The sequence below is a fragment of the Turneriella parva DSM 21527 genome (assembly GCF_000266885.1).
GTDB classification, from domain to species: Bacteria; Spirochaetota; Leptospiria; order Turneriellales; family Turneriellaceae; genus Turneriella; species Turneriella parva.
On sequence record NC_018020.1, the window covers coordinates 332,003 to 352,596 of the forward strand.

Here is a 20,594-nt window from a genome sequence, read left to right on the forward strand (position 1 = left end):
ATATGAACTGCTCAGAATATACCAGACATGCCTCAACTGCCCGCGATGAAAAGCCTTCTTTTAAAGCGCGTGTCGGCATGGCAATCCATTGGGTGCTCTGCATCTATTGCCGCCGATTCACGCGCCAACTCGGGGCGATCAGCCGGCAGCTACGGCGGCAAGAAGCAGACGCCAAAATGCCAGCCGGGCTGCGGCAAGAAATCGCCAGCAGATTTGAAAAGCCGGTGCAATGACAACTGCATCGCTTCGCTCAGCCTGGCTCTACCTGCCCTATGCCTGCGCTGCCGCGTATGTGGCATTTCTCGGCACGCCATGGGAAAATACCTTCGACCTCGCGGCTCAGGGGCGCTTAGATCTGAAAGTCGCTTTTTTTTACCGCTTTCGTGATGCGCACTTCATTGAAGGCTTTGGTTTTGCTGCGCCTGCGGTAACGGCTTTGCTGGCGGCGATTAAATTCACCGGCAGCCGTTGGTTGTGGGTAACGCTCATGCTCATGACGGGCGCATTGGCTGGCAGCAGATCTTTGGCATTCAGAGTCTTTATGCTGCTGCCACTTGCCGCAGCAGTCTTTCTGGGCGAGGCTTTTCTGCTGTGGTCACTCGGTCTTGCTCTCGCCGCGCAAGCGCTGTCGCTGCTGCGCCAGCTGCGGCTATCCGAAGGTGCAGGTATCGCAACAAAGCTGCAATCCGCAGCATGTATCATGAGCCTCATTTTTCTTGCCCTGCTCATTGCTGCGCTCGCAAACCCCGTGCATGCAATTCACCGTTACCGGGTTCTGGCCGGCAAGGCAGTCAGCGATCGTCTGAACGCTTACACGGGTCGTGCCAATCTGGCGATCGACGCCACCTGCGTTGCACTTCTGAATCCTGATGATCTGCACGGAATAAACGCGGTCGAAATACTGGCAGCGAGTACGCTGAGAAATTTCTCAGAATTGCGCCTCGTCGACCTCAAAATTGTCGAGCGAAACTACAAACTCTTGAATCTTAAGAATGAAAAGGGGGATTTCATATTTTCTGAATCTGCGCGACTTTTTGGCAAATCGGAGTCTTTTTACGCCGAAGCACAGCGCCCATTCTGGACAGAGGCAGAGTCGCTTTGTCTCGTCGCCGCTTTTGAGACCAGCCCCGAGAAAGAAGAAGAGCCGTTTTCGCGTGCGCGCTTAATTTTCGACGCGCGCAAGAAGCTGGGCAAAGACACGAAGATTATTCGACTGCCGGGCCGGTAGCCAGCCGATAGCCAACGGCAGGCTCGTTGATCAAGAGCTGGGGCGCATTGGGTATCGATTCGATTTTTTTTCTCAGCGTCGTGACGTAGACCCTGAGATAGTCCGTTTCATTTGCAAGGCCTGGCCCCCAGATTTCGCGCATGATCTGTTGCGTGGTCACAACTTTACCGGCGTTCTTTGCGAGCAGACACAGCAAATTGTACTCGGTGGGGGGTGAGGTGAATTTTTTGGCCATGCACAGTCACTTCGCGCATCTCAAAATCAATCTCGAGGCCCAACGCGCTGTATTTCGGCAATGTTGACACTACTGTGTTGCGCCTCAAAATTGCCCGCATGCGGGCGAGCAGTTCGCCCATGCCGAAGGGCTTGGTTACGTAGTCATCTGCACCGGCTTCTAACAGCGCAATCTTGTCTGCCTCGAGATCTTTGACCGATAAGACAATGACAGGCACCTCTGAAAATTCGCGAATGCGCTTCAATAGATCGAGGCCATAACCGTCGGGAAGGTTAAGATCAAGCAGCACCAGATCGGGCTTCTGCCTGACGACCGCGTCGAGCCCCTCTGAGATGTTTGTCGCATCGGTGACGACAAAACCCTCTGCCTCGAGCCCGAGCTTCAGCAGCCTGCGTATTTGTTTTTCGTCATCAATGCATAGTACACGTATCGCGGCCAATTTATTTCTCTCCCGTGGGTATGCATCGGGGCAAAGTGAGTCTAAAGCAGGCCCCTCCGGTCGGCAGGTTCGATGCGGTGATAGATCCGCCATGCAACTCAACGATTGCCTTCGCAATGGGTAACCCCAAGCCTGTACCTCCCGAATTCGCCTGAGCAGAACGCACGAATTTATCAAAAACGCTGTCGATGAGTTCGGGTGGCAGGCCGACACCATCATCTGATATGACAACCGTGAGATTCCCGGGTTCAGTAGCACTGCAGGTCAGTTGAATAGCAACACCGTTCTCATTATGCAATACAGAATTCACGACAATATTCATGATTGCCTGCTGCAACAGTGTATTGTCGCACTCGCAGGTAAAATCGTCACCCTGAAAGTCAACACTCAGGCTCGCGTTTCTGATTTCAGAACGCAGCCGTTCAGTCGCTTCAGTAATGGTATTGCGAAGATCGTAGCTCTGGCGATTGAGACGCATCTTGTTGGCTTCTATTCGACTCATGTCGAGCAGGTTGCTGACCAGCACATTTAACTTTCGCGCTGCAATATCCACTTCGCTGAGCAATTCGCTCTGCACAGCGAAATTGTTTTCCGTCGATTTAAGCTGCATCGCCGAGACTGCCCCCAAAATTACAGCAATGGGAGTTCTCAGTTCATGCGAGATCGAATTCAAAATCGCCTCGTGCAGTTTTTCCGATTCTTCGGCCACCCGCAGACGGCGGCGCTCCGAAGCAAGAAAATCTCTTTCAATCGTTATTGCTGCATGGTTGACAAACGCGAATAAAATCTCTTCTTTATCGGGTGTCAGCCGAGCCTTTGCCGGCAAGCGTAGCCCCAGAACGCCCACAATGCCACCAGTCGAAATGAGCGGATAATACGTTGCAGCGGCGAGCGGCAGCGTATCGGTGTAGCGGCCGGCCGGTTTCTTGTGCTCAAACACCCAGAAGGCAACACTCGCCTCTTTCGCGCTGATGCGCCGGGTACTGGCGGCGGCTGGTTCAAGCGCCAGCTTGCCGCTCTTTTCGCGCAAATTTATCGAAACGCGGGCGCCGAAGAACTGTGCGATAAATTCGATGCAATTCTGCAAGGTTTCGTCGAGACTGGTTGAACGACTCAGCAGACGCGAGAAGCTATAGACCGCAGCGACCCGCTCTTCACGTGCCATGAGCGCACGCTCGCGCTGGCGCAGCCGCGCCATCAGCGTACCCATGGCGAGGGCGACAGCAAAGTAGATGATGAGAGTCAGATAATCTTCGAGCTGAGCGACGTGCAGGGTATATTTGGGGGGAATAAAAAAGTAATCCCAGCCCAAGGCACTGATCGCCGCCGCAAGAACCAGTGGCCCACGCCCGACGAAAAGGCCGAGCACGATGACGACGGTGAGGTAGATGAGCGAAACCGCTGAATAGCCGATGGTCTCGAGAAACGGCATACAGATGAGCGTGGTGGCGCAGGTTGTGGCTATCGCAGCTAGATACTGCCTGCGCGAAGAAGTCAGATTCTGCAGAGACAAAAAATCTGCTGCAGACTTGCTGCGCACCGCCACACCAGCAGCGTGTATTTCGAGGTTTCCGCTCGATCTGACGAGCCGATCGAGAATCGAGCGGCCTGTCAGCCGCTGCCACAACGTATCGGGTGGCTTGCCCACGATCACCTGTGTAATGTTTTTCTGCCTTGCCAGCCGCAGAATGCCGGTGACAACATCAGTGTCTCGTACCGAAATGACTTCGGCGCCCAGCTCGCGCGCGAGGCTCATATTTTGAGCCAGAGATTTTTGCGCTTCAGATTTTAGGCTCGCCCCTGAGTCAATGTAGACGGCTATCCACCTTGCTTTAAGCTCGAACGCGCGCTGCCTGGCGAGGCGAATCAGGTTCTCGCCGTTCGCGCTGGGGCTGACAGCTACGAGTATGCGCTCGGCAGTTTTCCAGGTTTCACCGATATTTTTCAGCGTACGGTAATGCTGCAGTTCGTTGTCGACAAAGCTCGCCGTAAAGTGCAACGCCATCTCTCGCAGTGCAGTCAGGTTTCCCTTGCGAAAAAAGTTATTGGCTGCCAGAACAGCCTTATCGGCCGCATAAATTTTACCTTCTTCAAGACGCCTGATCAGCTCTTCGGGTACCAGATCGACCAGTTCAATATCAGAGGCCATGTCGACGAAACTGTCGGGCACTCGTTCTTGTACGTGCACGCTGGTAATTGCTTCGACAGAATCGGCGACGCTTTCGAGGTGCTGCACGTTGAAGGCAGTCATCACATTGATTCCGGCGTCGAGCAGTTCCAGAATATCCTGATAGCGTTTTGGGTGCCGTGAACCGGGAGCGTTTGTGTGTGGCAATTCGTCGACAACGATCGTGTGCGGCTTTCTGCGCAGAGCGCCCTCGAGGTCAAACTCTTCAAGCAAAACATTCTGGTATGGCAGCGAAACCCGCGGTATAAGTTCAAGGTCTTCCATAAGCACCGCGGTGTCTTTTCTGCCGTGCGTTTCGACGAAACCGAGCACGACATCAACCCCCTCATCTTTGAGGCGGTGTGCCGCACGCAGCATTGCACACGTCTTGCCGACTCCGGCGGCCATGCCAAAGAAAATGCGCAGTCTACCCCGCCGTTCGGTCTCGGTCTTGTTGACTGCCGAAAGAAGCAAATCGGCATCGGGTCGAAAATGGCCTTTGCGCTGATAAGACATGCCGATCAAAGTTTATCGAGGGCCAGGTTCAGCAATAGAACATTGATCCGCTCATCACCCAGAAACTGCCATTGAGGCCCCTCTGTCATGCTTGCAATCAGCGCGTAAAGCGATGCCTTTCGTGCAAAGTCGAATTTTCGCTCCCGAGCTATGCGCTCAACCTGAAAGCGCGCCGCGCGCGGGCTGATATGCGGTCGAGCCCGCTCGCCGAAGCCAAAAGCAGCTCTGCCGGCGGCGCCTCGCCCGCTAAAGAAGCCGTCTTTTGCAGCGCGATTCGCTGCGCGTCGACCGACGCCTTCAAGTCGGCACTGGTCGGGCCCTTGTTCGACGCGCCCGAGGGCACTGTGCTGAAATCGCCGGCTGACGGCCGCGGCCAAAAATAATCTTCACCGCGAAAGCGCTGAGCGATAAGCGAAGAACCAATCGGTTCGCCTTTGTCGTTGCGCACGAGACTGCCATTGGCCGATTCAGCAAATGCGAGCTGCGCAATGCCGGTGACAAGCAGCGGGTAAAGCCCGCCACAGACGAGTGTCATGACGAGCAGCAATTTTGTTGCAATCAAAAATTCTGTGGGTTTCATTAATCCTCCTTTTGCGCTTTCAAACCCAATGCATCGCCGTGATCGCCATATCGATCAGCTTGATGCCGAGAAACGGAGTAATAAGGCCGCCGAGCCCATAAACCAGAAGGTTCTTGAGCACCACGCGATCGGCACCCTCGGCGCGGTATTTCACGCCTTTGAGCGCAAGCGGCACAAGCGCGATGATGATCAGCGCATTAAAAATAACTGCGCTCAAGATTGCGCTTTCTGGCGATTGCAGCCCCATGATGTTGAGCGCCGCAAGCGGACCTGCCGCCGAAGTACTGGTGATGAGACCGTCTGCGGTTTCTGGCTTCCAGAGCGAAGTCGCAGCACCCGTGCTGAGCCCCTCGACTCCGCTCGGGATAAACTTCGTCGAAGCATAGAGTCCACCGAATAGCGCTGGCAAAATTGCGAAGTATTTCGAAACGTCATTCGCAATGCTGAACGTCGTCAGCGCACCGCGAGTTATCAAAAGCTGTTTGCCGATTTCGACAATTTCGATGAGCTTAGTGGGATTACTATCGAGATCGAGCATGTTACCGGCCTCACGCGCCACTTGCGTGCCGCTGTTCATCGCTACACCCACGTCTGCCTGCGCCAGAGCGGGAGCATCGTTGGTGCCGTCACCGATCATCGCAACAAGATGGCCTTTTGCCTGCTCATCACGAATACGCCTAAGCTTTGCTTCGGGTGTCGCCTGGGCAATAAAGTCGTCGACGCCGGCCTCAGCAGCAATGGCGGCGGCCGTCAGCGCATTGTCACCGGTGATCATTATGGTGCGTATGCCCATCTTACGCAGATCGGCAAAACGCTCTTGCAGCCCGCGTTTAACTGTATCTTTGAGATGAATGACACCCAGAACCTGTTTGTTTTCAGCAACAACCAGCGGAGTGCCTCCCCGACGCGAGATGTCTTCGACAGTACGCCCGATTTCGACAGGGTATACTCCGCCGCGCGACAACACAAGGGCGCGCACGGCTTCGGCTGCCCCTTTGCGTATTATGCGCTCAGGGTTAGCCTCGGTCATCGGTATGTCGATGCCGCTAAGACGGGTCACGGCGCTAAAAGGTACAAAGTTGCCGTGCTGCGCGAGCAGTTCGCGTCCCCGTAAGTTAAATTTTTCTTTGGCGAGCACAACCACCGAGCGTCCCTCGGGGGTTTCGTCTGCGAGCGATGCAAGCTGTGCCGCATCTGCCAACCGCCAGACATCGACTCCCGTGGCCGGTATGAACTCTGACGCCATGCGATTGCCAAGGGTGATCGTGCCGGTCTTGTCGAGCAACAGAACGTCGATGTCACCGGCAGCCTCAATCGCCCTGCCCGATGTCGCAAGCACATTGGCTCGCATGAGCCTGCCCATGCCACTGATACCGATCGCCGAAAGCAGACCTCCAATCGTCGTTGGTATGAGGCACACGAGCAGCGCTATCAGCAAGGGTATCGACGTTGCCTCGCTGGCACCCGCAATGCCGCCTTGAGCCTCGCTAAAGCGCGCGTAAGGCAAGATCGCCACGACCGCAAGCAAAAAGACGATCGAAAGAATCGAGAGCAGAATCGTCAGAGCAATTTCGTTGGGAGTTTTCGCCCTTATTGCACCCTCAATGAGCGATATCATTTTGTCGAGAAACGAGTGCCCGGGTTCGGCAGTGATGCGTATCTCAATGCGGTCGCTGATCACTCTGGTGCCGCCCGTTACAGCCGATCGGTCGCCACCTGACTCACGAATGACGGGAGCTGACTCGCCGGTAATCGCACTCTCATCGACTGAAGCGATACCACTGATAACTTCACCGTCGCCTGGAACCTGGTCGCCCGCCTCACAGACGACAACCATACCTCGCGTGAGTTCACCTGCCGGAATTTTCTGTTCTGCGCCGTTTACCAAAACACGCGCCATGGTGTGCGTCTTTGCCTGCCTCAGGGCGTCGGCACGCGCCTTACCGCGCCCTTCGGCGATCGCCTCGGCGAAGTTGGCAAAAAATGTCGTGAAATAAAGCCAAAGGGTAATCTGTGCGGTGAAGCCCGAGCTTCTGCCCTGAAGCATGTCGCGCAGCAAAAGGCCCGTACAGAACAGCGCACCAACGGTAACCATAAAGATGACAGGGTTCTTCATCTGCACGGCAGGATGAAATTTTCTCAACGCAGACCAGAGGGCAGATTGGATTACCTGGCCCGTAAAAATGCCCTTTTTATTTTTTTGAATTCGTGCAACCATGAGAGTCCTCCTCAAACCAGACGCCCGGCCGGCGCCAGAAGATGTTCGATAATCGGCCCGAGCGAAAGCGCCGGAAAGAACGTGAGACCTCCGACTAAGACAATTTCACCGACAAGAAGCGTGATAAATACAGAAGTGTCGGTGCGAAAAGTGCCCGCAGACTGCGGCGCAATTTTTTTGACGGCCATGCTGCCTGCAATAGCCAGAACCGGCAGAATCACCGCGAACCGCCCGACAAGCATCGCAATCGCCAGCACAGTATTAAAAGAGTTGGTGTTGGCATTGAGTCCGGCAAAGGCACTGCCATTGTTGCCGGCCGCCGAAGAGAAAGCGTACAGAATTTCTGACAAACCATGCGGGCCTTTGTTGTTGAGACTCGTGAGCGCCGCCGGCGAGATTCAGGCGATGGCTGACCCGATGAGAATCACCGCCGATGGCGCAACGATCGCGAGCATTGCCAGCTTAACTTCACGCGCCTCAATTTTCTTTCCGAGATATTCGGGGGTGCGCCCTACCATCAGCCCTGCAAGAAATACCGTGATGATCACGTGCGTCAGCATACCATAAAGGCCTGCCCCCACTCCACCGAAGATGATTTCGCCCAACATGATATTGATCATTGCTATCATTCCGGGCAGAGCCTGAAAACTGTCGTGCATTGCGTTAACCGAACCATTTGACGCCGCGCTCGTCGCCGCGCCCCAAAGCACGCTGTTAGTCAGTCCAAAACGGAGTTCTTTGCCTTCGAAGTTTGCTAAACCAGCAAAAGACGGATTTCCCCTGTATTCGAAGTAGAGCATCACTGCAAACCCGGCCAGAAATATTACGAACATGGCTGTCAGCACAGCGTAAGCATGCTTTTTCGCGCGAATCATCTCGCCAAACATCGCAACGCAGGCCACCGGAAGCAATAGAATTGCGAGCATCTGCAGAAAATTACTGAGCGGTGTAGGGTTTTCAAACGGATGCGCGCTGTTAACGCCAAAGAAACCGCCGCCATTCGTGCCCAGCTGCTTAATCGCAATCTGCGACGCCGCAGGCCCCAATGGAATCAACTGTGTTCTGGCGTCTGCCGCCAAAGGCGACGCGTCGACAGGTGTCTGCTTGCCGGTAGCGGTATGCCTGGCGACTTCAGATAATGCTTTTTGGTGGTATTCGACCGTCGCCACCTCTTGGTACGCACCAAAACTCTGCACAACTCCCTGAGACGTGAGGGCTACGGCGAAGATAACAGAAAACGGCAGCAATACATAGAGTATCGCACGAGTCAGGTCGACCCAAAAATTTCCCAGTAACTCAGAACCCTTGCCGGCGAGACCTCTGGTAAGTGCGAGCAATACTGTAAATCCAGTTGCGGCCGAGACAAAGTTCTGCACGTTTAGCCCCAGCAACTGCACGAGATAACTTAGGGTGCTTTCACCAGAATATGCCTGCCAATTCGTATTGGTCATGAAGCTGACTGCCGTGTTAAGTGCCAACAGCAGAGGCACATCGGGCAGTTTCTGCGGGTTGAGCGGCAGGTGCGACTGCCACAGCTGCAGGGCAAAGACGACCAAGAACCCGACCATGTTGAAAACCAACAGTGCAGAGGAGTACTGTTTCGCGTTCATGCCAGATTCTGCATGGATACCCGAAATCTGCCAGATCAACCTTTCACACGGCGCCAATGCGGGTGTAAGCCAGGTACGGTCGCCCTGAAACACGCGCGACATATACCGGCCAATGAACGGTGCCGATATGAGCAGCACCGCGAAGTAGACCAATATCTGCAAAATGTCTATTGGGTTCATATTCAGATATTCCTCAGAACATTTCGGGCCACACGACGGTGAACGAGAGATACAGAAGCAACGCGACTGCCGTAATTGCTGCGAACACGAGTTCGGTTTCCAAATTTACTCCCTGAGAACTGCCGCAGGCCGTTGCAGGCCGTGAGGCTCCGTTCTCTGCCTATGAATATGCCGCGACGGGTTCAGTTCGCACGCATAAAAGCCGTTAACAAAACCCAACAACGTGTATAAAATCTGCTAAGGTACTGGCGAAATGTACCCGAAACACGGTTCACGATGTTATTGACAGTACCTGCCGCTTGTGTGAAGTCAGTGCCCGCAACAAACGGGAGGCCAATATGCTGCATAGACTTCGAGTACCTTGTGTGGTTGCAATAATGGGATGCGCGGCTCTCGCAGCCCAACCGGCAGCGACGACTGAGCTTAAACAAACGGATTCGGTTGTTCAGCCCTCTGCCGCACCGGCGCTCAAGGCCGGGTTTTACGTTGACACGTATTTTGCGGCGAGCGCATTCAGGCCTGCGACGAGCGACCGGCAATACCTCACGCAGCTTGCGCGTGACCGCGAGTTCAACATCAATCTTGCACACCTCGAAGCTTCGGTCGAAGACAAACGGGACGAGGCCGCGTTGCGGTGCAGTTTGGCACCTCGGTAAACGCGAATTATCAGTTCGAAACAACTTCGGGCAAATACTCGAATCAACTTTCGCACCGAAATCTGCAAGAGGCCTATGTGGGTTACCGGTTATTCGAAAAATCTGGCTTGACGCCGGTATTTTTTTCGGTCACATTGGCGTTGAAAGCTGGCTGTCGCACAACAATATGAACTATAGCCGTGCGCTGATGGCCGACAATACCCCCTATTACTCCACCGGTGCAAGACTGTCTTACGAAGTGACCGCGAAGCTCAATCTGCAGCTTCATCTTCTCAATGGCTGGCAGGTCATTACCCCGACTAATCGGGACAAGAGTCTCGGCACACAAATCAGCTATGAAATTTTTAAAGACCTGAAAGTTGTGCATAACACTTTTGCGGGCAATGTCGCACCCGATGACGCGACCACCCAGTACCGGTTCTACAGTAATCTGATACTGCAATACTCACCATTTCGAATTCTGCAATTCGCGCTCTCAGCAGATGCCGGCGCGCAGAAGAATGCCGCAAATAACGGCTATCGCCACTGGTATACCGGCGCTTTGCACGCACGGTATCTCATTACCGATCATATGAACGCAGCGTCGCGCGTCGAATACTTGCTCGATAGAGACCAGGTTCTGCTCAACACCGCAACACAAAACGGCTTTCAGGTAGCCGGATTCACCACGAACCTGAACTATCAACCTGTGGAGTATTATCTGCTGAGGTTAGAGTACCGAAATTTTTTCAGTAAAGACAGCATCTTCCAGCACAGCGACGGCGCACGGGCACAAGAACACCTCTTCACGGCGGCAATGAATCTGAAAATCTGACTCGCAGTTCTCTGAAAAAGCAGCCGGTGAGCAGGCCTCCGAAACCGCAAAAGCGAAAAGCAGCAAAGTCGCTTGCGTAGCCAGCGACTACGCGCTTTATCAGATTTGCTCGAGCGTTAGCTTCTGCTGTTCGCCCGTCGCGAGGGTCTTGACCGAATATACCGAGCTCGCGACTTCATCTTCACCCAAAATTATCACCCGCGCAATCTGCTTTTTTTCGGCCTCTTGAATCTGCTTGCCTAGTTTTGCTGCGCCGAGCGAAACTTCGCAGGTTTTGCCCCGTTGCCTCAGCTGCGACGCCAGTTTAAGCGCGTGAGCAGCGAGTTTTTCGTCGAGCAGCGCGATATAAAGTTCTACCTGGCGCGGCTGGTCGTTTAGCAATCGGTGGGTGCGCAGAAAATCTTCAAGCGTGACATCGCCCATTCCGAAGCCGACCGCGTTCAGCGTCTCTTTGCCGAATGCGCCGACAAGATTGTTGTAGCGACCGCCACCGAAAAGCGACCTGCGGTTTTCAGGGTGCGTATCGAACACCTCGAAAACCATACCGGTATAATAGTCAAAGCCGCGCACAACCGCAGGGTCGTATTCAATGTAATTGCCGAGACCAAGATTCTCCAACGCCTGCATGAGTTCAACGATGTAAGACGCGCCACCCAGTTGCGGCCTGGCTTTCAGGTAATCGATTTTGTCATTCAGAAAAAGGTCGAGATTTGCCCTCTGCCCCGCCGAGACGCCCTCAGCTTCAAGCATCGCGGCGTATGCTTCGGGCTTCACTTTAGCGCGCTTATCCATCATGCGCGCGACGTTCGCCCATTTATCTTGCGGCAGCTGCAGTTCATCGCCCAGCACGCCATTCAAGATGGCGCGGTGTGAGAGATAGATTTTAAAGTGCGCGTCGCTTGCGCCGTAGCCGCGCAGCAAATCGACCGCGAGCTGCAACAGCTCAAGATCGGCAAGTTGTTCTGATGCTGCACCGAAGATATCGCAATTCAGCTGCCAGTGCTCCCTGAGGCGACCTTTGCCCGGCTGCTCGTAACGCCAGACGTTGGGTATCGAATACCAGCGTATCGGCTTTGGCGTTTGCTGAAAACGCTGCGCCACCATTCGCGCGACCGTCGGTGTCATCTCGGGTCGAATTGCCACGAGGCGGTCGCCGCGGTCTTTGAACGAATAAATCTGCTGGCCGACAATTTCTTCTGAGGTTTTGGCGAGATACAGATCGACTGGTTCGACGATCGGAGCGTCAATCTGGTCAAAACCATACGACCGCACCACCCGGTGCATGACTGAAAACATCGCTTCACGAAAGCGCATGTCTTCGGGAAAAAAGTCACGCGTGCCCTTATAGGGTTGTGTCGAGAGCTGTGCCATTATTTGACGCGAAGCTCTGCCAAGCCTTTCTCTACAGATATTGTTGGCCGATAACCCAATTCGCGCCTCGCCTTGCTGTCATCGATTGTCATTTCGTGCGCCACCGTACCATACTCCTGCCAAGACATCGGGGGCTTTATACGCCCCCTGGTGACCCGGCTGATAAATGTCGTCACATGCAATGCCAGCCGCACGAGCCAGCGCGGCACGCTGCCAGAGGGCGCGGTGACACCCTGGGTTGAGAGCAGTTCAGTCACAAAATTGCGAAACGAGACGGGTGCGCCGTCGGTGACAAAGTAGATCTCCCCTCCTTTTGCTTTTGCCAGGGCAGCCTCTACACCTGCCACGAGATTCGCGATGTGCGTCGTCGAAGTCAGATAGTGCCCACCGTCGATCCATTTGAGTTTTCCCGTGTTGGCGGCATCGATCAATTGCGGTAATGCGGTGGTATCATCGCGGCCCCAGACGAAACGCGGGCGAATGGCACAAACGGCAAGGTTACCCTTTGATTCACCCAGCGCTGCGATTTCGGCGAGCGCCTTTGTGCGTGAATAATTGCCCGCATGGCGGTCGGGTATCGGGTGCGATTCATTGACGCGAATGAGCGGGTTGCCATCGGCCAAAACCGCCTCGGTACTTATGTGAATTCCCAATTTGACTTTTGCCTCACGGGCAGCAGCAAAGACGGTGCGGGTTCCCTCGACATTGATGCGCTCTTGTTCGGGTGTACCCTCGCCGTGGTTGGTGTCTGCGGCAGCATGAATGACCACCTGGCATCCCTTCATCGCTTTGGCAAGGGCCGCATGATCGAGCACATCACCCAGCGCAGGTTTGGCCCCGAGCTGCCGAAGTTTCGCGGCTGAGGCTTCGCTGCGCGCCAGGGCGATAATGCTGTGCTTCTTTTTTCTTAGGCCTCGAATCAGGTTTCGCCCAACATAACCGCTGCCACCCGTAATAAAAATTTTCATGCGCTATGAACCTAAAGTTTATTTTGTTTAGAGTACCGCTCGTTTCTGCGGAAACTCAGCCTCGATGGCGCGCCCGAGCGCAAAGAGCCGGTCTTCAGAAAAGTTCGGCCCCTGCAGCTGCATGCCAATCGGGAGGCTGAGAGCCCCGTCACCATCAGCCGGCCCGGGAACCGACAAAGCGGGTATGCCAGCGAGACTCGCGCCAACGGTCAGCACGTCTGAGAGGTACATTTGTACGGGGTTTGAAGTTTTTTCACCGAGCTTAAACGCCGGCGACGGAGTGCACGGCATCAGAATCGCATCGACCTCAGAAAATGCGTCGGCGTAGTCTTTCTGAATCAGCGCGCGCACAGCCTGTGCCTTTCCATAGAAAGCATCATAATATCCACTCGAAAGGGCGTAAGTGCCGAGCAAAATACGGCGTTTCACTTCGGGGCCGAAACCTTCGGTGCGCGAACGCTCATAAACTTCGTTCAGATTCTTTGCGTTCGCGGCTCGGTGGCCATAACGAATGCCGTCGAAGCGCGACAGGTTCGCCGAAGCTTCGCTCGTTGCGGTCAGGTAATAAACAGGGATACCATATTTCTGGTTCACAAGCTGAACTTTTTTAACAGCCTTTACCTTGCCTTTGAGAAATGCCAGCGTCTTGTCGAACGATGCACGTACCTCGGGTGATAGTCCCTCGAGCATGCTCTCGTCGATGCCGAGTGTCACGTCACTGAGCGAGCCAGACCATTTCTGGTATGCAGAATCGGGCATCGAGGTCGAATCTTTCGGGTCGTGCCCTTTAATTGCATTGTGGATTATCTCCACATCGCTGACAGTGTGCGCGAGCGGGCCGATCTGGTCGAGGCTCGATGCGAAAGCAACCAGACCAAAACGGGAGACAGTGCCATAGGTGGGCTTAAGGCCCGCAAGACCGCAGAACGCCGCAGGTTGACGAATAGAACCGCCGGTATCTGAACCGAGCGCAACCGGCAAGAAGCCTGCCGCAACCGCAGCAGCCGAACCACCCGACGAACCACCGGGTGCGCGCTCGGTATCGAAAGGGTTGCGCGTCATTTGAAACGCCGAATTTTCTGTCGACGAGCCCATCGCGAATTCGTCCATATTGAGGCGGCCCATTGTTACAAACCCGAGTGCCTGCAGCTTTTCGATCACAGTTGCCGAAAAAGGCGACACATAACCGTCGAGAATTTTCGAGGCACACTGCGTCACCCGCCCGGCCGTCACTATATTGTCTTTCACGCCGATCGGTATACCGTCGTAAGGCGAGAGCGCTTTACCCTGCGCATGGCGCTCTGCCGACGCGGCCGCAGCCTTTTGCGCCAGATCGCGTTCAACCTCGATGAACGCGCGAATGGTGCCGTCATGTTTGTCGATGCGGGTCAGCGTATCGTTTAAGAGCTCAACGGGCGATATTTTACGCGAAACCAGATCGCGCGAGAGGTCAGACAGCATAAGAACGAGTCTTACGAATTAAGACCCACCGTAAAGCATTGGGCCGGTTGATGAGGCGATCATCAACCGGCTTCGAATTCAAAGCCTGCATTCACGAGCTTGCCGTCGAGTTCTTTTACCCAGCGAATCGACGCCTTGAGCACGCGTTCGGGTTCAATCTGAATGATACAGGTGTTGCCGACGATCAGGTTTGCGGTCAGCGGGTTAGCGCGCATAAACACGAGCGAGCAGCCGCCCGCCGACTGGTCGACGAGCAGGGCATTCAGCTGCGGCACGAAAATGCTGCCGGGCAGTTGCAAAAAGCTGATATCGAATGAAAAGCCGATAAATGTCAGCCGGGTCACGAGTTTACGCGCCTCATACCGCCTGTCGCTGATAACCCTGCGCGCGTCTTTAGCGGTCTTGACCTTCGTTGCCCTGTTGCGCTTGCCAGAGCCTGGAGCGGCTTTTTTTGTCTTTGTAGATTTCTTAGCGGTAGACTTGGCCATGCAGAAGCAAGCCACAGCAGCGGCGGTGGCTGTCAATTCGGTCTGCAAAAGCAAACATTAACGCCCGCTTTCGCGCACGAGCTTACCCCTGAAGGTAATCTTGCTGCAACCGGGAAAAAACGGCAATACAGCCGGGGCAATCACATAGGCGAAATTATTCATATCGCAGCCTTCGTTCTCGATCTCAAAGTTCACGACGCCGTGCGCCCCACGCGTCGCAATCACCTGATTGAAATCGGCTACCTGCTTCTTCGTATCGCCGATCGGCACAAAACTGTACACCAGCGACCAATAGCGCCTCGTCACTTCAATATCGCCGATAATGTCAACGCCCGCACCGTTCGCTTTAATCTTACCGTCAGAGCCATAGATCTGCGGCGACATCGACACGGCATATTGCATGTCGTTCAGAGAAACGGTATGCCGGCTGCCCGCGCAGTGCAGCACGAGTAAAATGAGGATTACCCAAGACACGTTTCTCATCGGCGTTTGCGACCTGCACGCTTTTCTTTCTTGAGGCGGCCTGGCTTTGGCCGATCACCCCGAACTGCTTTTGAAGGATTGACTGTCACGGGTGTCAGATAATAAGAACGCTCAGGGTCGCGCGTGAGCTTTGAGCCCGTATAGCCCGATACGCGAATCCAGTCTTTGTCGAGATAGAATAAGACACCCATAAAAACGTAGCTGCCGAATTTGACTTCGCTGATGCGGCAGTCACGCGCGCCGAGCAGAGTGGCGGCGGCGAGCCTGTGGTCGAGCTTGTGCTGCTGGTGAATGTACCAGTCGAATGAGTTTGCCGTCGGCGTGTCGAGAATTTCAATCTCTGTCGAGAAATCAAACTTGCGTGCCGCGTCGACGGGCACCCTCTCACCGCCGATCTGCCGAATTTCACCCACCATAATCGGGTGGTTCGTGGTCTGCGGCTTCATGACAAAGGGCCGGCCACATTGCAGTGCGGCGAGCAGCGCGAAACCGGTAAAAATCCTCACCATGAAAAACGCGCCCCCAGGGTAACGCCATAGGTCGAATCGCTGGTCATATGAGCGAGAGTGAAAAGCCGCATTTTCCAGATATTGAACTGCGGCCCGGCAAACATGCGAAAACCCACGCCGCTAACCTTGCCGGTTTCTGTTGTGTTGAAGCGCGCATAGTCGCCCGCCGTCGATGTGCCATCGACCTTTACCGCGCCCGAGACGTTCGCGGCAAGTTCGGCATTTGTCAGCACGTGAAAATCAGCAGCCGCGCCAACGACGAGCGACAAGAAATAGAGCAATGATACGTTCGTCGACACTTCAAGCGGAATCACGTGCGTCGTGTACGCGAGACTCAGCGAGCCCGTCGGCTCGTAGACGATGTTCTTGCCGTTGCTCGTGAAGTTGATCGTCGCGAGTTTTTCGGTACTCTCTACTTTAAACTTTGTTGTGGAGTACGTGTAGCCGAGCCCGATATCCAAGCCACCCCAGGTCACGAGCGCAAACGGCACTTTGCGGGGTTGCAGCAACTTATATTGTAGGTAGAGACTGCCCGAAAGCGCGTCGATGCTGTAAGACTGGTAGCTGACTGAAGGCAGCAAAAAGAATGAAGCGTAGATATTCAGGTTCTTCGGATCAAACCAACCCCTTTTTCGAAGAGTCGTTGTCTTTAGGCTGATGCCGAGCGTCGCCGTCGCCGAAAACCCTGTGCCCACATCGGGCACCGTCTGCGCGCTGAGGCGTTTGCCCAGGGCTTCAAGGTCACCATAGCCCGTCGGCACAGAAATGTTGCTCACGGCGAGCGTGGTCGCGGCACCGAATGAAAAAACCTGCATGTTCGAGCCATAATCGGCAACCCGGCCCTGCGCCGCGACAGCGTATGCGCGCGCCATATACCCTAACACCGAAGAGAGGTTGCCGGTTTGAAATTTTGAATTGATCTGCGAACAGACCTCGTTTTCGATTTCTGTCTGAAAAGGCGCACCTGAGGTCGCGCTGACGGTCACGGGGCCGCAGACAGTCTCGGCCTTAAGCTCTGCCGACGCGAACGCAGAGAGCAACAAGAACCCAAGGGAAACCCGCCGCATACTCTACATTATCGGCGCCAGCTACTGCGTAAATAAGGAAGTGGCGAACGCCACTTCCTTATTTACTTTCAGATAAAGTTCAGGCGCTTCAGGTCGGCTTTTAGGCCTTCGACCGCTTCGGCGCTCTTATCGAGGGCGGCCTTCTCTTCGGCTGTCAGTTTGATCTCAATGATTTTTTCAACGCCGTTTTTGCCGAGAATTACAGGCAGGCCGATGTGCAGGTCTTTGTAACCGTATTCGCCGTCGCAGTAAACCGCCACCGGAAAAACACGGCGCTGGTCACGCAGCACGCTTTCGGCCATAGCAATCGCCGAAGCCGCCGGTGCAAAGAACGCAGAACCAGTCTTAAGTAAAGCCACGATTTCACCGCCGCCGTTACGGGTGCGCACGACCATCTCTTCAATTTTTTGGGGAGTCAAGCCCGGGTAATCAGGCAGTGGTACGCCGCCGACATAGCTGTAGCGTGGCAGCGGCACCATGGTGTCGCCGTGGCCACCGAGTACAAAGGCGCTGATGTCAGCCACGCTCACGCCGGTTTCCATCGAGATAAAAGTGCGAAAGCGCGCAGCGTCGAGCACGCCCGCCATACCCATGACCTTGTTCTTCGCGAAGCCAGAAACCTTCTGAAACAAATAAACCATCGCATCGAGCGGGTTAGAAATCACGATCACGAACGCGTTAGGCGCAACGCGCTTGAGGTTCGTCGCCACGTCGGTCATGATCTTCGCGTTGGTGTTCAAGAGGTCGTCGCGGCTCATGCCAGGCTTACGGGGAATTCCCGCAGTGATGATCACGAGGTCGGCGTCTTTGACATCGTCATAAGAGTTGGTGCCGATCAGGGTATTTGAATAACCGTCAACGGGTGTTGACTGGTAAAGGTCGAGGGCTTTACCTTGCGGAACGCCTTCTACCACGTCGAAAAGTACGACATCGCCAAGGCCCTTCTGTACCGCCATGAGGGCGAGGTTGCCGCCGATTTGTCCTGCGCCGATGAGCGCGATTTTTGCTCGTTTGTGTTGCATATAGTCTAAGGCTACCATTTCGACACGACGTCAACCATCGGGCAATTTTGAGCCCGCAGGCCAACTAGGCGGAAACTTGCGAAGCCTAATACACACCGCGCAATTTCTTGGCGTTGCGAATTGCGATGCCGCCAAGAGCGACAAATCAGCGCAAATTCGGGCGGCTTTGCGCCCCTAGCATAGCGGATCGTTTCGATTCGCGGAGGAATTTGCGCTGATTAGCAATTCGCAAGGGCAAGATAATGCGCATCAGCGAGTTTCCGCCTGGTTAGCAGGGGCTATGCGGTTTTTTGCGATGGCATAGCCCATGACGCCGAGGTAGTCTTTAAGAGCCTGCAGCTTTGCCGCGGCGAGCGGTGCAGGCTGCAGCAGGTTTTGCCACGCCGCGTCTTGGCTCATGTTGTAGTGACCGCTATAACCCTCAGTGTCGAATAAAACGCTCAGCAGCGCACCGTTTTTTTCGGTGATGAATCCCCCCGCGTGTTCAATGTCAATAAAGGCAAAACGTTCACCTTTAGCTGTCAGCGATTTACCCATCGCGGCGTGCAGGGTTGGTAACTGTAAAAGCGACACGAGCGTCGGTAGCACGTCGAGTTCAGACGCGACACGCGCGTCACGCCGCGGGGTCACGAAGCCGGGTGAATAGATCAGCAACGGTATATGGTACGAATCGCGCCCCTGCGCTTCGTCGAACGCATGGTCGGCCATAAGCACAAAGACGGTTTCACGAAACCATATTTTTTTCTCGGCAGCGGTGAAAAATTCCCGCAACGTCTGGTCACTGTAACGCAGCGCATTGTAATATTTCGCGCGCGGTATGGTCTCGTTATACCAGGCATTGCCCGCAGGCAGAGTAAAAGGCGGGTGAGGATGCAGAGTGTACATGACAGAAACGAATGGTTTGGGTGCGGCGTCGATATCGCTGAGCACGCGGCTGAACGCGACGTGGTCATAGACGCCCCAGACACCGTCGTGCGGCGCGTCTGCAGCGAAACTTTCGCGTGTGACAATGTTTTCAAAACCGGCAAGCCGGGCGAACGCATTGAATCCCATTGAACCGGCGCTGGCTGCATAGGTGAAAGAGGTCGAATAGCCGGCAGATTTGAATACCGAGCCCATGCCGCGCTGAAAATTCTGCTCGAAGGGCGACGTTATGTACAGCGAACCAAAAAGCGTCGGTATGCTGCTGATTGCCGATGGCAGCGAAGCAATCGAACGTCGACCCGTCGCATAGGCATTCGTGAAAAACCAGCCCCTCGCTGCGAGCGAATCGAAGAAAGGTGTCGCCCCTGTCTTGTCACCAAAAACCCCGAGCCGTTTTGCCGACCACGATTCGAGAATAATAAAGACGACGTTCTTTTTGATGGCAGGTGAACCTTGCTGAACTCGCAAAAAAGGTAGGGCGTCGCTGATGAAACGCTCGTTATCACCGGCGATAATGCTGCGCGCACGCGCCACACTCTCGCCGTCAGATATCACGGGAAAGCTGCTGCGGTTAAACATCGAGTAAAACGAGGTGTAAATACCGTTTAGCGCAAAATCGCCGTGCGCCTGCGAAAGGTGCACGAACGCATCGGCAGGCCGAACAGGCCTACCCTGCAAACCGCCGCGCGTAAATAACAGGGAAAGAAAAGCAAAAGCAGCCACCACGGCCGCCTGCCTGAAATGCCGGCCACCACCCGACGCCGAAGGCAATTGCTTTTCGCTGCGCACCAGCACACGCCAACCAAAGAAGAATGCGACGCCCGCAACGAGGTAGATCAGGGGAACATACGTGTAATCTTTCAGCGCCATCAGCGAGACATCGAAGAAATTCTGGTAATAGAGCAACAGCTCAACAGTCGAGTGTTTGCCTGCCTGGCGATAATAGGCGAGATCGCCGACGACAATCGTGAGGCCGTAGTACGTGATAAATCCGCAAACCCAAAGCGCGATTTTGCGTACCCGGCCGCCGCTGGGCGACAAGATGTACACAAGCCCCGGTAAGAAGAGCGCGGGCGCGACGGTGGCCAGAGTAAAGCGCAGCGCCACGAGCCACGCAATTGGCGGGGCCGCGGTCGTCAGAAACAGAATGTGAAAAATGCAGTGCGAGAGCACCAGCATTGCGGCAAAGATCAGATAGGCATAGAGCAGACGCAAATTAAGATAAGTCGACCGGGCTTCGACGGCAGCCGGTCAAGAATTTACCGGTAGACCAAGCCGAGGGGCGTCAATGGCCCCTGGCAGATTGCGAGGCCAATACTCAATGCAACGAGGAGCCGCTCGTTCACTTGGGAATTTGTTTACGAACTTCACGTGCGACCATCTTCGAGAGACCAACAGCAAATAAGTACGCAGCAAAGGCAAATGTTACTGCAGTTGCGATAATCATGAGCATGCCATAACCAGAACTTAAGCAAGGCCGTTCGCTTCGTCAAGAAATTAGCAATGCTTTGATCACCAATACACAGAGTAATGACCATTCGGTAATATCAGCCGCGGAGGACACAGAGCCGCACGGAGGAAAGATAGCACTAATTAAGTCATTCCCGCGCAAGCGGGAATTTAGGCTGATGTCGTCATGGGCGTGGATGCCCGCCTGC

General features: G+C 54.7%; 19 protein-coding genes and 1 pseudogene. 4 read left to right on the forward strand and 16 right to left on the reverse strand.

Annotated features, from left to right (window positions below; genetic code table 11):
• The first annotated feature begins 2 nt into the window (after positions 1–2).
• The gene (locus TURPA_RS01550) at positions 3–233 is read left to right on the forward strand and encodes a hypothetical protein (RefSeq protein ID WP_014801525.1); all 231 of its coding nucleotides are present in this window, start codon (positions 3–5) and stop codon (positions 231–233) included.
• A complete protein-coding gene (locus TURPA_RS01555) occupies positions 230–1,228 on the forward strand; it encodes a hypothetical protein (RefSeq protein WP_014801526.1) in 999 nt (332 codons plus the stop codon). The genes TURPA_RS01550 and TURPA_RS01555 overlap by 4 nt, the downstream gene beginning before the upstream one ends.
• Here TURPA_RS01555 and TURPA_RS24200 read toward each other — a convergent pair.
• The 7 genes and pseudogenes from TURPA_RS24200 to kdpA all read right to left on the reverse strand — a co-directional run bounded on the left by TURPA_RS24200 (position 1,206) and on the right by kdpA (position 9,173).
• Positions 1,206–1,388 (reverse strand): winged helix-turn-helix domain-containing protein, encoded by a 183-nt coding sequence (locus tag TURPA_RS24200; RefSeq protein WP_342612441.1) that lies wholly within the window; start codon positions 1,386–1,388, stop codon positions 1,206–1,208. The genes TURPA_RS01555 and TURPA_RS24200 overlap by 23 nt on opposite strands.
• A gap of 4 nt (positions 1,389–1,392) precedes the next feature.
• Entirely contained in the window at positions 1,393–1,902 is a 510-nt protein-coding gene (locus tag TURPA_RS01560; protein ID WP_342612442.1) for a response regulator transcription factor, read from the reverse strand.
• Position 1,903: 1 nt separating this feature from the next.
• Positions 1,904–4,585 (reverse strand): sensor histidine kinase, encoded by a 2,682-nt coding sequence (locus TURPA_RS01565; RefSeq protein WP_014801527.1) that lies wholly within the window; start codon positions 4,583–4,585, stop codon positions 1,904–1,906.
• A 5-nt stretch (positions 4,586–4,590) separates the two neighbouring features.
• Positions 4,591–4,773 carry a potassium-transporting ATPase subunit C gene (locus tag TURPA_RS24470; RefSeq protein ID WP_483756777.1) on the reverse strand — a complete coding sequence of 61 codons (183 nt, stop codon included), beginning with the start codon at positions 4,771–4,773 and terminating at the stop codon, positions 4,591–4,593.
• On the reverse strand, positions 4,734–5,165 hold the full coding sequence (locus TURPA_RS23930; protein WP_053332090.1) for a potassium-transporting ATPase subunit C: 432 nt from the start codon (positions 5,163–5,165) through the stop codon (positions 4,734–4,736). Before TURPA_RS23930 ends, TURPA_RS24470 begins: the two co-directional genes overlap by 40 nt.
• Before the next feature lie 19 nt (positions 5,166–5,184).
• Positions 5,185–7,371 (reverse strand): potassium-transporting ATPase subunit KdpB, encoded by a 2,187-nt coding sequence (kdpB, locus tag TURPA_RS01575; RefSeq protein WP_425358593.1) that lies wholly within the window; start codon positions 7,369–7,371, stop codon positions 5,185–5,187.
• Between the two features lie 23 nt (positions 7,372–7,394).
• A pseudogene (gene kdpA / locus TURPA_RS01580) lies at positions 7,395–9,173 on the reverse strand (potassium-transporting ATPase subunit KdpA).
• Between the two features lie 377 nt (positions 9,174–9,550).
• On the opposite strand from kdpA, the gene TURPA_RS23265 reads away from it, so the two are divergent.
• Positions 9,551–9,829 carry a hypothetical protein gene (locus TURPA_RS23265; RefSeq protein WP_053332091.1) on the forward strand — a complete coding sequence of 93 codons (279 nt, stop codon included), beginning with the start codon at positions 9,551–9,553 and terminating at the stop codon, positions 9,827–9,829.
• Entirely contained in the window at positions 9,732–10,643 is a 912-nt protein-coding gene (locus tag TURPA_RS22420) for an outer membrane beta-barrel protein (RefSeq protein ID WP_169314389.1), read from the forward strand. The genes TURPA_RS23265 and TURPA_RS22420 overlap by 98 nt, the downstream gene beginning before the upstream one ends.
• A gap of 99 nt (positions 10,644–10,742) precedes the next feature.
• Here TURPA_RS22420 and hisS read toward each other — a convergent pair whose 3' ends face one another.
• The 9 genes from hisS to TURPA_RS01630 all read right to left on the reverse strand — a co-directional run bounded on the left by hisS (position 10,743) and on the right by TURPA_RS01630 (position 20,151).
• Positions 10,743–12,014 (reverse strand): histidine--tRNA ligase, encoded by a 1,272-nt coding sequence (hisS, locus tag TURPA_RS01590; RefSeq protein WP_014801529.1) that lies wholly within the window; start codon positions 12,012–12,014, stop codon positions 10,743–10,745.
• Entirely contained in the window at positions 12,014–12,982 is a 969-nt protein-coding gene (locus tag TURPA_RS01595; protein WP_014801530.1) for an NAD-dependent epimerase/dehydratase family protein, read from the reverse strand. Before TURPA_RS01595 ends, hisS begins: the two co-directional genes overlap by 1 nt.
• Positions 12,983–13,009: 27 nt before the next feature.
• A complete protein-coding gene (gatA, locus tag TURPA_RS01600; protein WP_014801531.1) occupies positions 13,010–14,443 on the reverse strand; it encodes an Asp-tRNA(Asn)/Glu-tRNA(Gln) amidotransferase subunit GatA in 1,434 nt (477 codons plus the stop codon).
• Positions 14,444–14,505: 62 nt separating this feature from the next.
• A complete protein-coding gene (locus TURPA_RS01605) occupies positions 14,506–14,931 on the reverse strand; it encodes a hypothetical protein (RefSeq protein ID WP_014801532.1) in 426 nt (141 codons plus the stop codon).
• Positions 14,932–14,988: 57 nt separating this feature from the next.
• Entirely contained in the window at positions 14,989–15,414 is a 426-nt protein-coding gene (locus TURPA_RS01610) for a hypothetical protein (RefSeq protein WP_014801533.1), read from the reverse strand.
• Positions 15,411–15,923, reverse strand: a complete 513-nt coding sequence (locus TURPA_RS01615; RefSeq protein WP_014801534.1) for a hypothetical protein — start codon at positions 15,921–15,923, stop codon at positions 15,411–15,413. The genes TURPA_RS01610 and TURPA_RS01615 overlap by 4 nt, the downstream gene beginning before the upstream one ends.
• A complete protein-coding gene (locus TURPA_RS01620) occupies positions 15,917–16,990 on the reverse strand; it encodes an Lsa36 family surface (lipo)protein (protein WP_014801535.1) in 1,074 nt (357 codons plus the stop codon). The genes TURPA_RS01615 and TURPA_RS01620 overlap by 7 nt, the downstream gene beginning before the upstream one ends.
• 68 nt (positions 16,991–17,058) lie before the next feature.
• Positions 17,059–18,012, reverse strand: a complete 954-nt coding sequence (mdh, locus tag TURPA_RS01625; RefSeq protein WP_041948230.1) for a malate dehydrogenase — start codon at positions 18,010–18,012, stop codon at positions 17,059–17,061.
• 249 nt (positions 18,013–18,261) lie between these two features.
• Positions 18,262–20,151: an LTA synthase family protein gene (locus tag TURPA_RS01630; RefSeq protein ID WP_041948231.1), complete on the reverse strand. Its 1,890-nt coding sequence runs from the start codon at positions 20,149–20,151 to the stop codon at positions 18,262–18,264.
• Between the last annotated feature and the right edge of the window lie 443 nt (positions 20,152–20,594).

What these genes read in the sequence shown, in the direction of transcription:
- TURPA_RS01555 (WP_014801526.1), top strand. Translation starts at nt 230, where the DNA reads ATGACAACTGCATCGCTTCGCTCAGCCTGGCTCTACCTGCCCTATGCC.
- TURPA_RS01610 (WP_014801533.1), bottom strand. Translation starts at nt 15,414, where the DNA reads ATGAGAAACGTGTCTTGGGTAATCCTCATTTTACTCGTGCTGCACTGC.
- mdh (WP_041948230.1), bottom strand. Translation starts at nt 18,012, where the DNA reads ATGCAACACAAACGAGCAAAAATCGCGCTCATCGGCGCAGGACAAATC.
- TURPA_RS01620 (WP_014801535.1), bottom strand. Translation starts at nt 16,990, where the DNA reads ATGCGGCGGGTTTCCCTTGGGTTCTTGTTGCTCTCTGCGTTCGCGTCG.
- TURPA_RS01565 (WP_014801527.1), bottom strand. Translation starts at nt 4,585, where the DNA reads ATGTCTTATCAGCGCAAAGGCCATTTTCGACCCGATGCCGATTTGCTT.
- TURPA_RS23930 (WP_053332090.1), bottom strand. Translation starts at nt 5,165, where the DNA reads ATGAAACCCACAGAATTTTTGATTGCAACAAAATTGCTGCTCGTCATG.
- TURPA_RS01615 (WP_014801534.1), bottom strand. Translation starts at nt 15,923, where the DNA reads ATGGTGAGGATTTTTACCGGTTTCGCGCTGCTCGCCGCACTGCAATGT.
- hisS (WP_014801529.1), bottom strand. Translation starts at nt 12,014, where the DNA reads ATGGCACAGCTCTCGACACAACCCTATAAGGGCACGCGTGACTTTTTT.
- TURPA_RS01595 (WP_014801530.1), bottom strand. Translation starts at nt 12,982, where the DNA reads ATGAAAATTTTTATTACGGGTGGCAGCGGTTATGTTGGGCGAAACCTG.
- TURPA_RS23265 (WP_053332091.1), top strand. Translation starts at nt 9,551, where the DNA reads ATGGGATGCGCGGCTCTCGCAGCCCAACCGGCAGCGACGACTGAGCTT.
- TURPA_RS01550 (WP_014801525.1), top strand. Translation starts at nt 3, where the DNA reads ATGAACTGCTCAGAATATACCAGACATGCCTCAACTGCCCGCGATGAA.
- gatA (WP_014801531.1), bottom strand. Translation starts at nt 14,443, where the DNA reads ATGCTGTCTGACCTCTCGCGCGATCTGGTTTCGCGTAAAATATCGCCC.
- TURPA_RS01605 (WP_014801532.1), bottom strand. Translation starts at nt 14,931, where the DNA reads ATGGCCAAGTCTACCGCTAAGAAATCTACAAAGACAAAAAAAGCCGCT.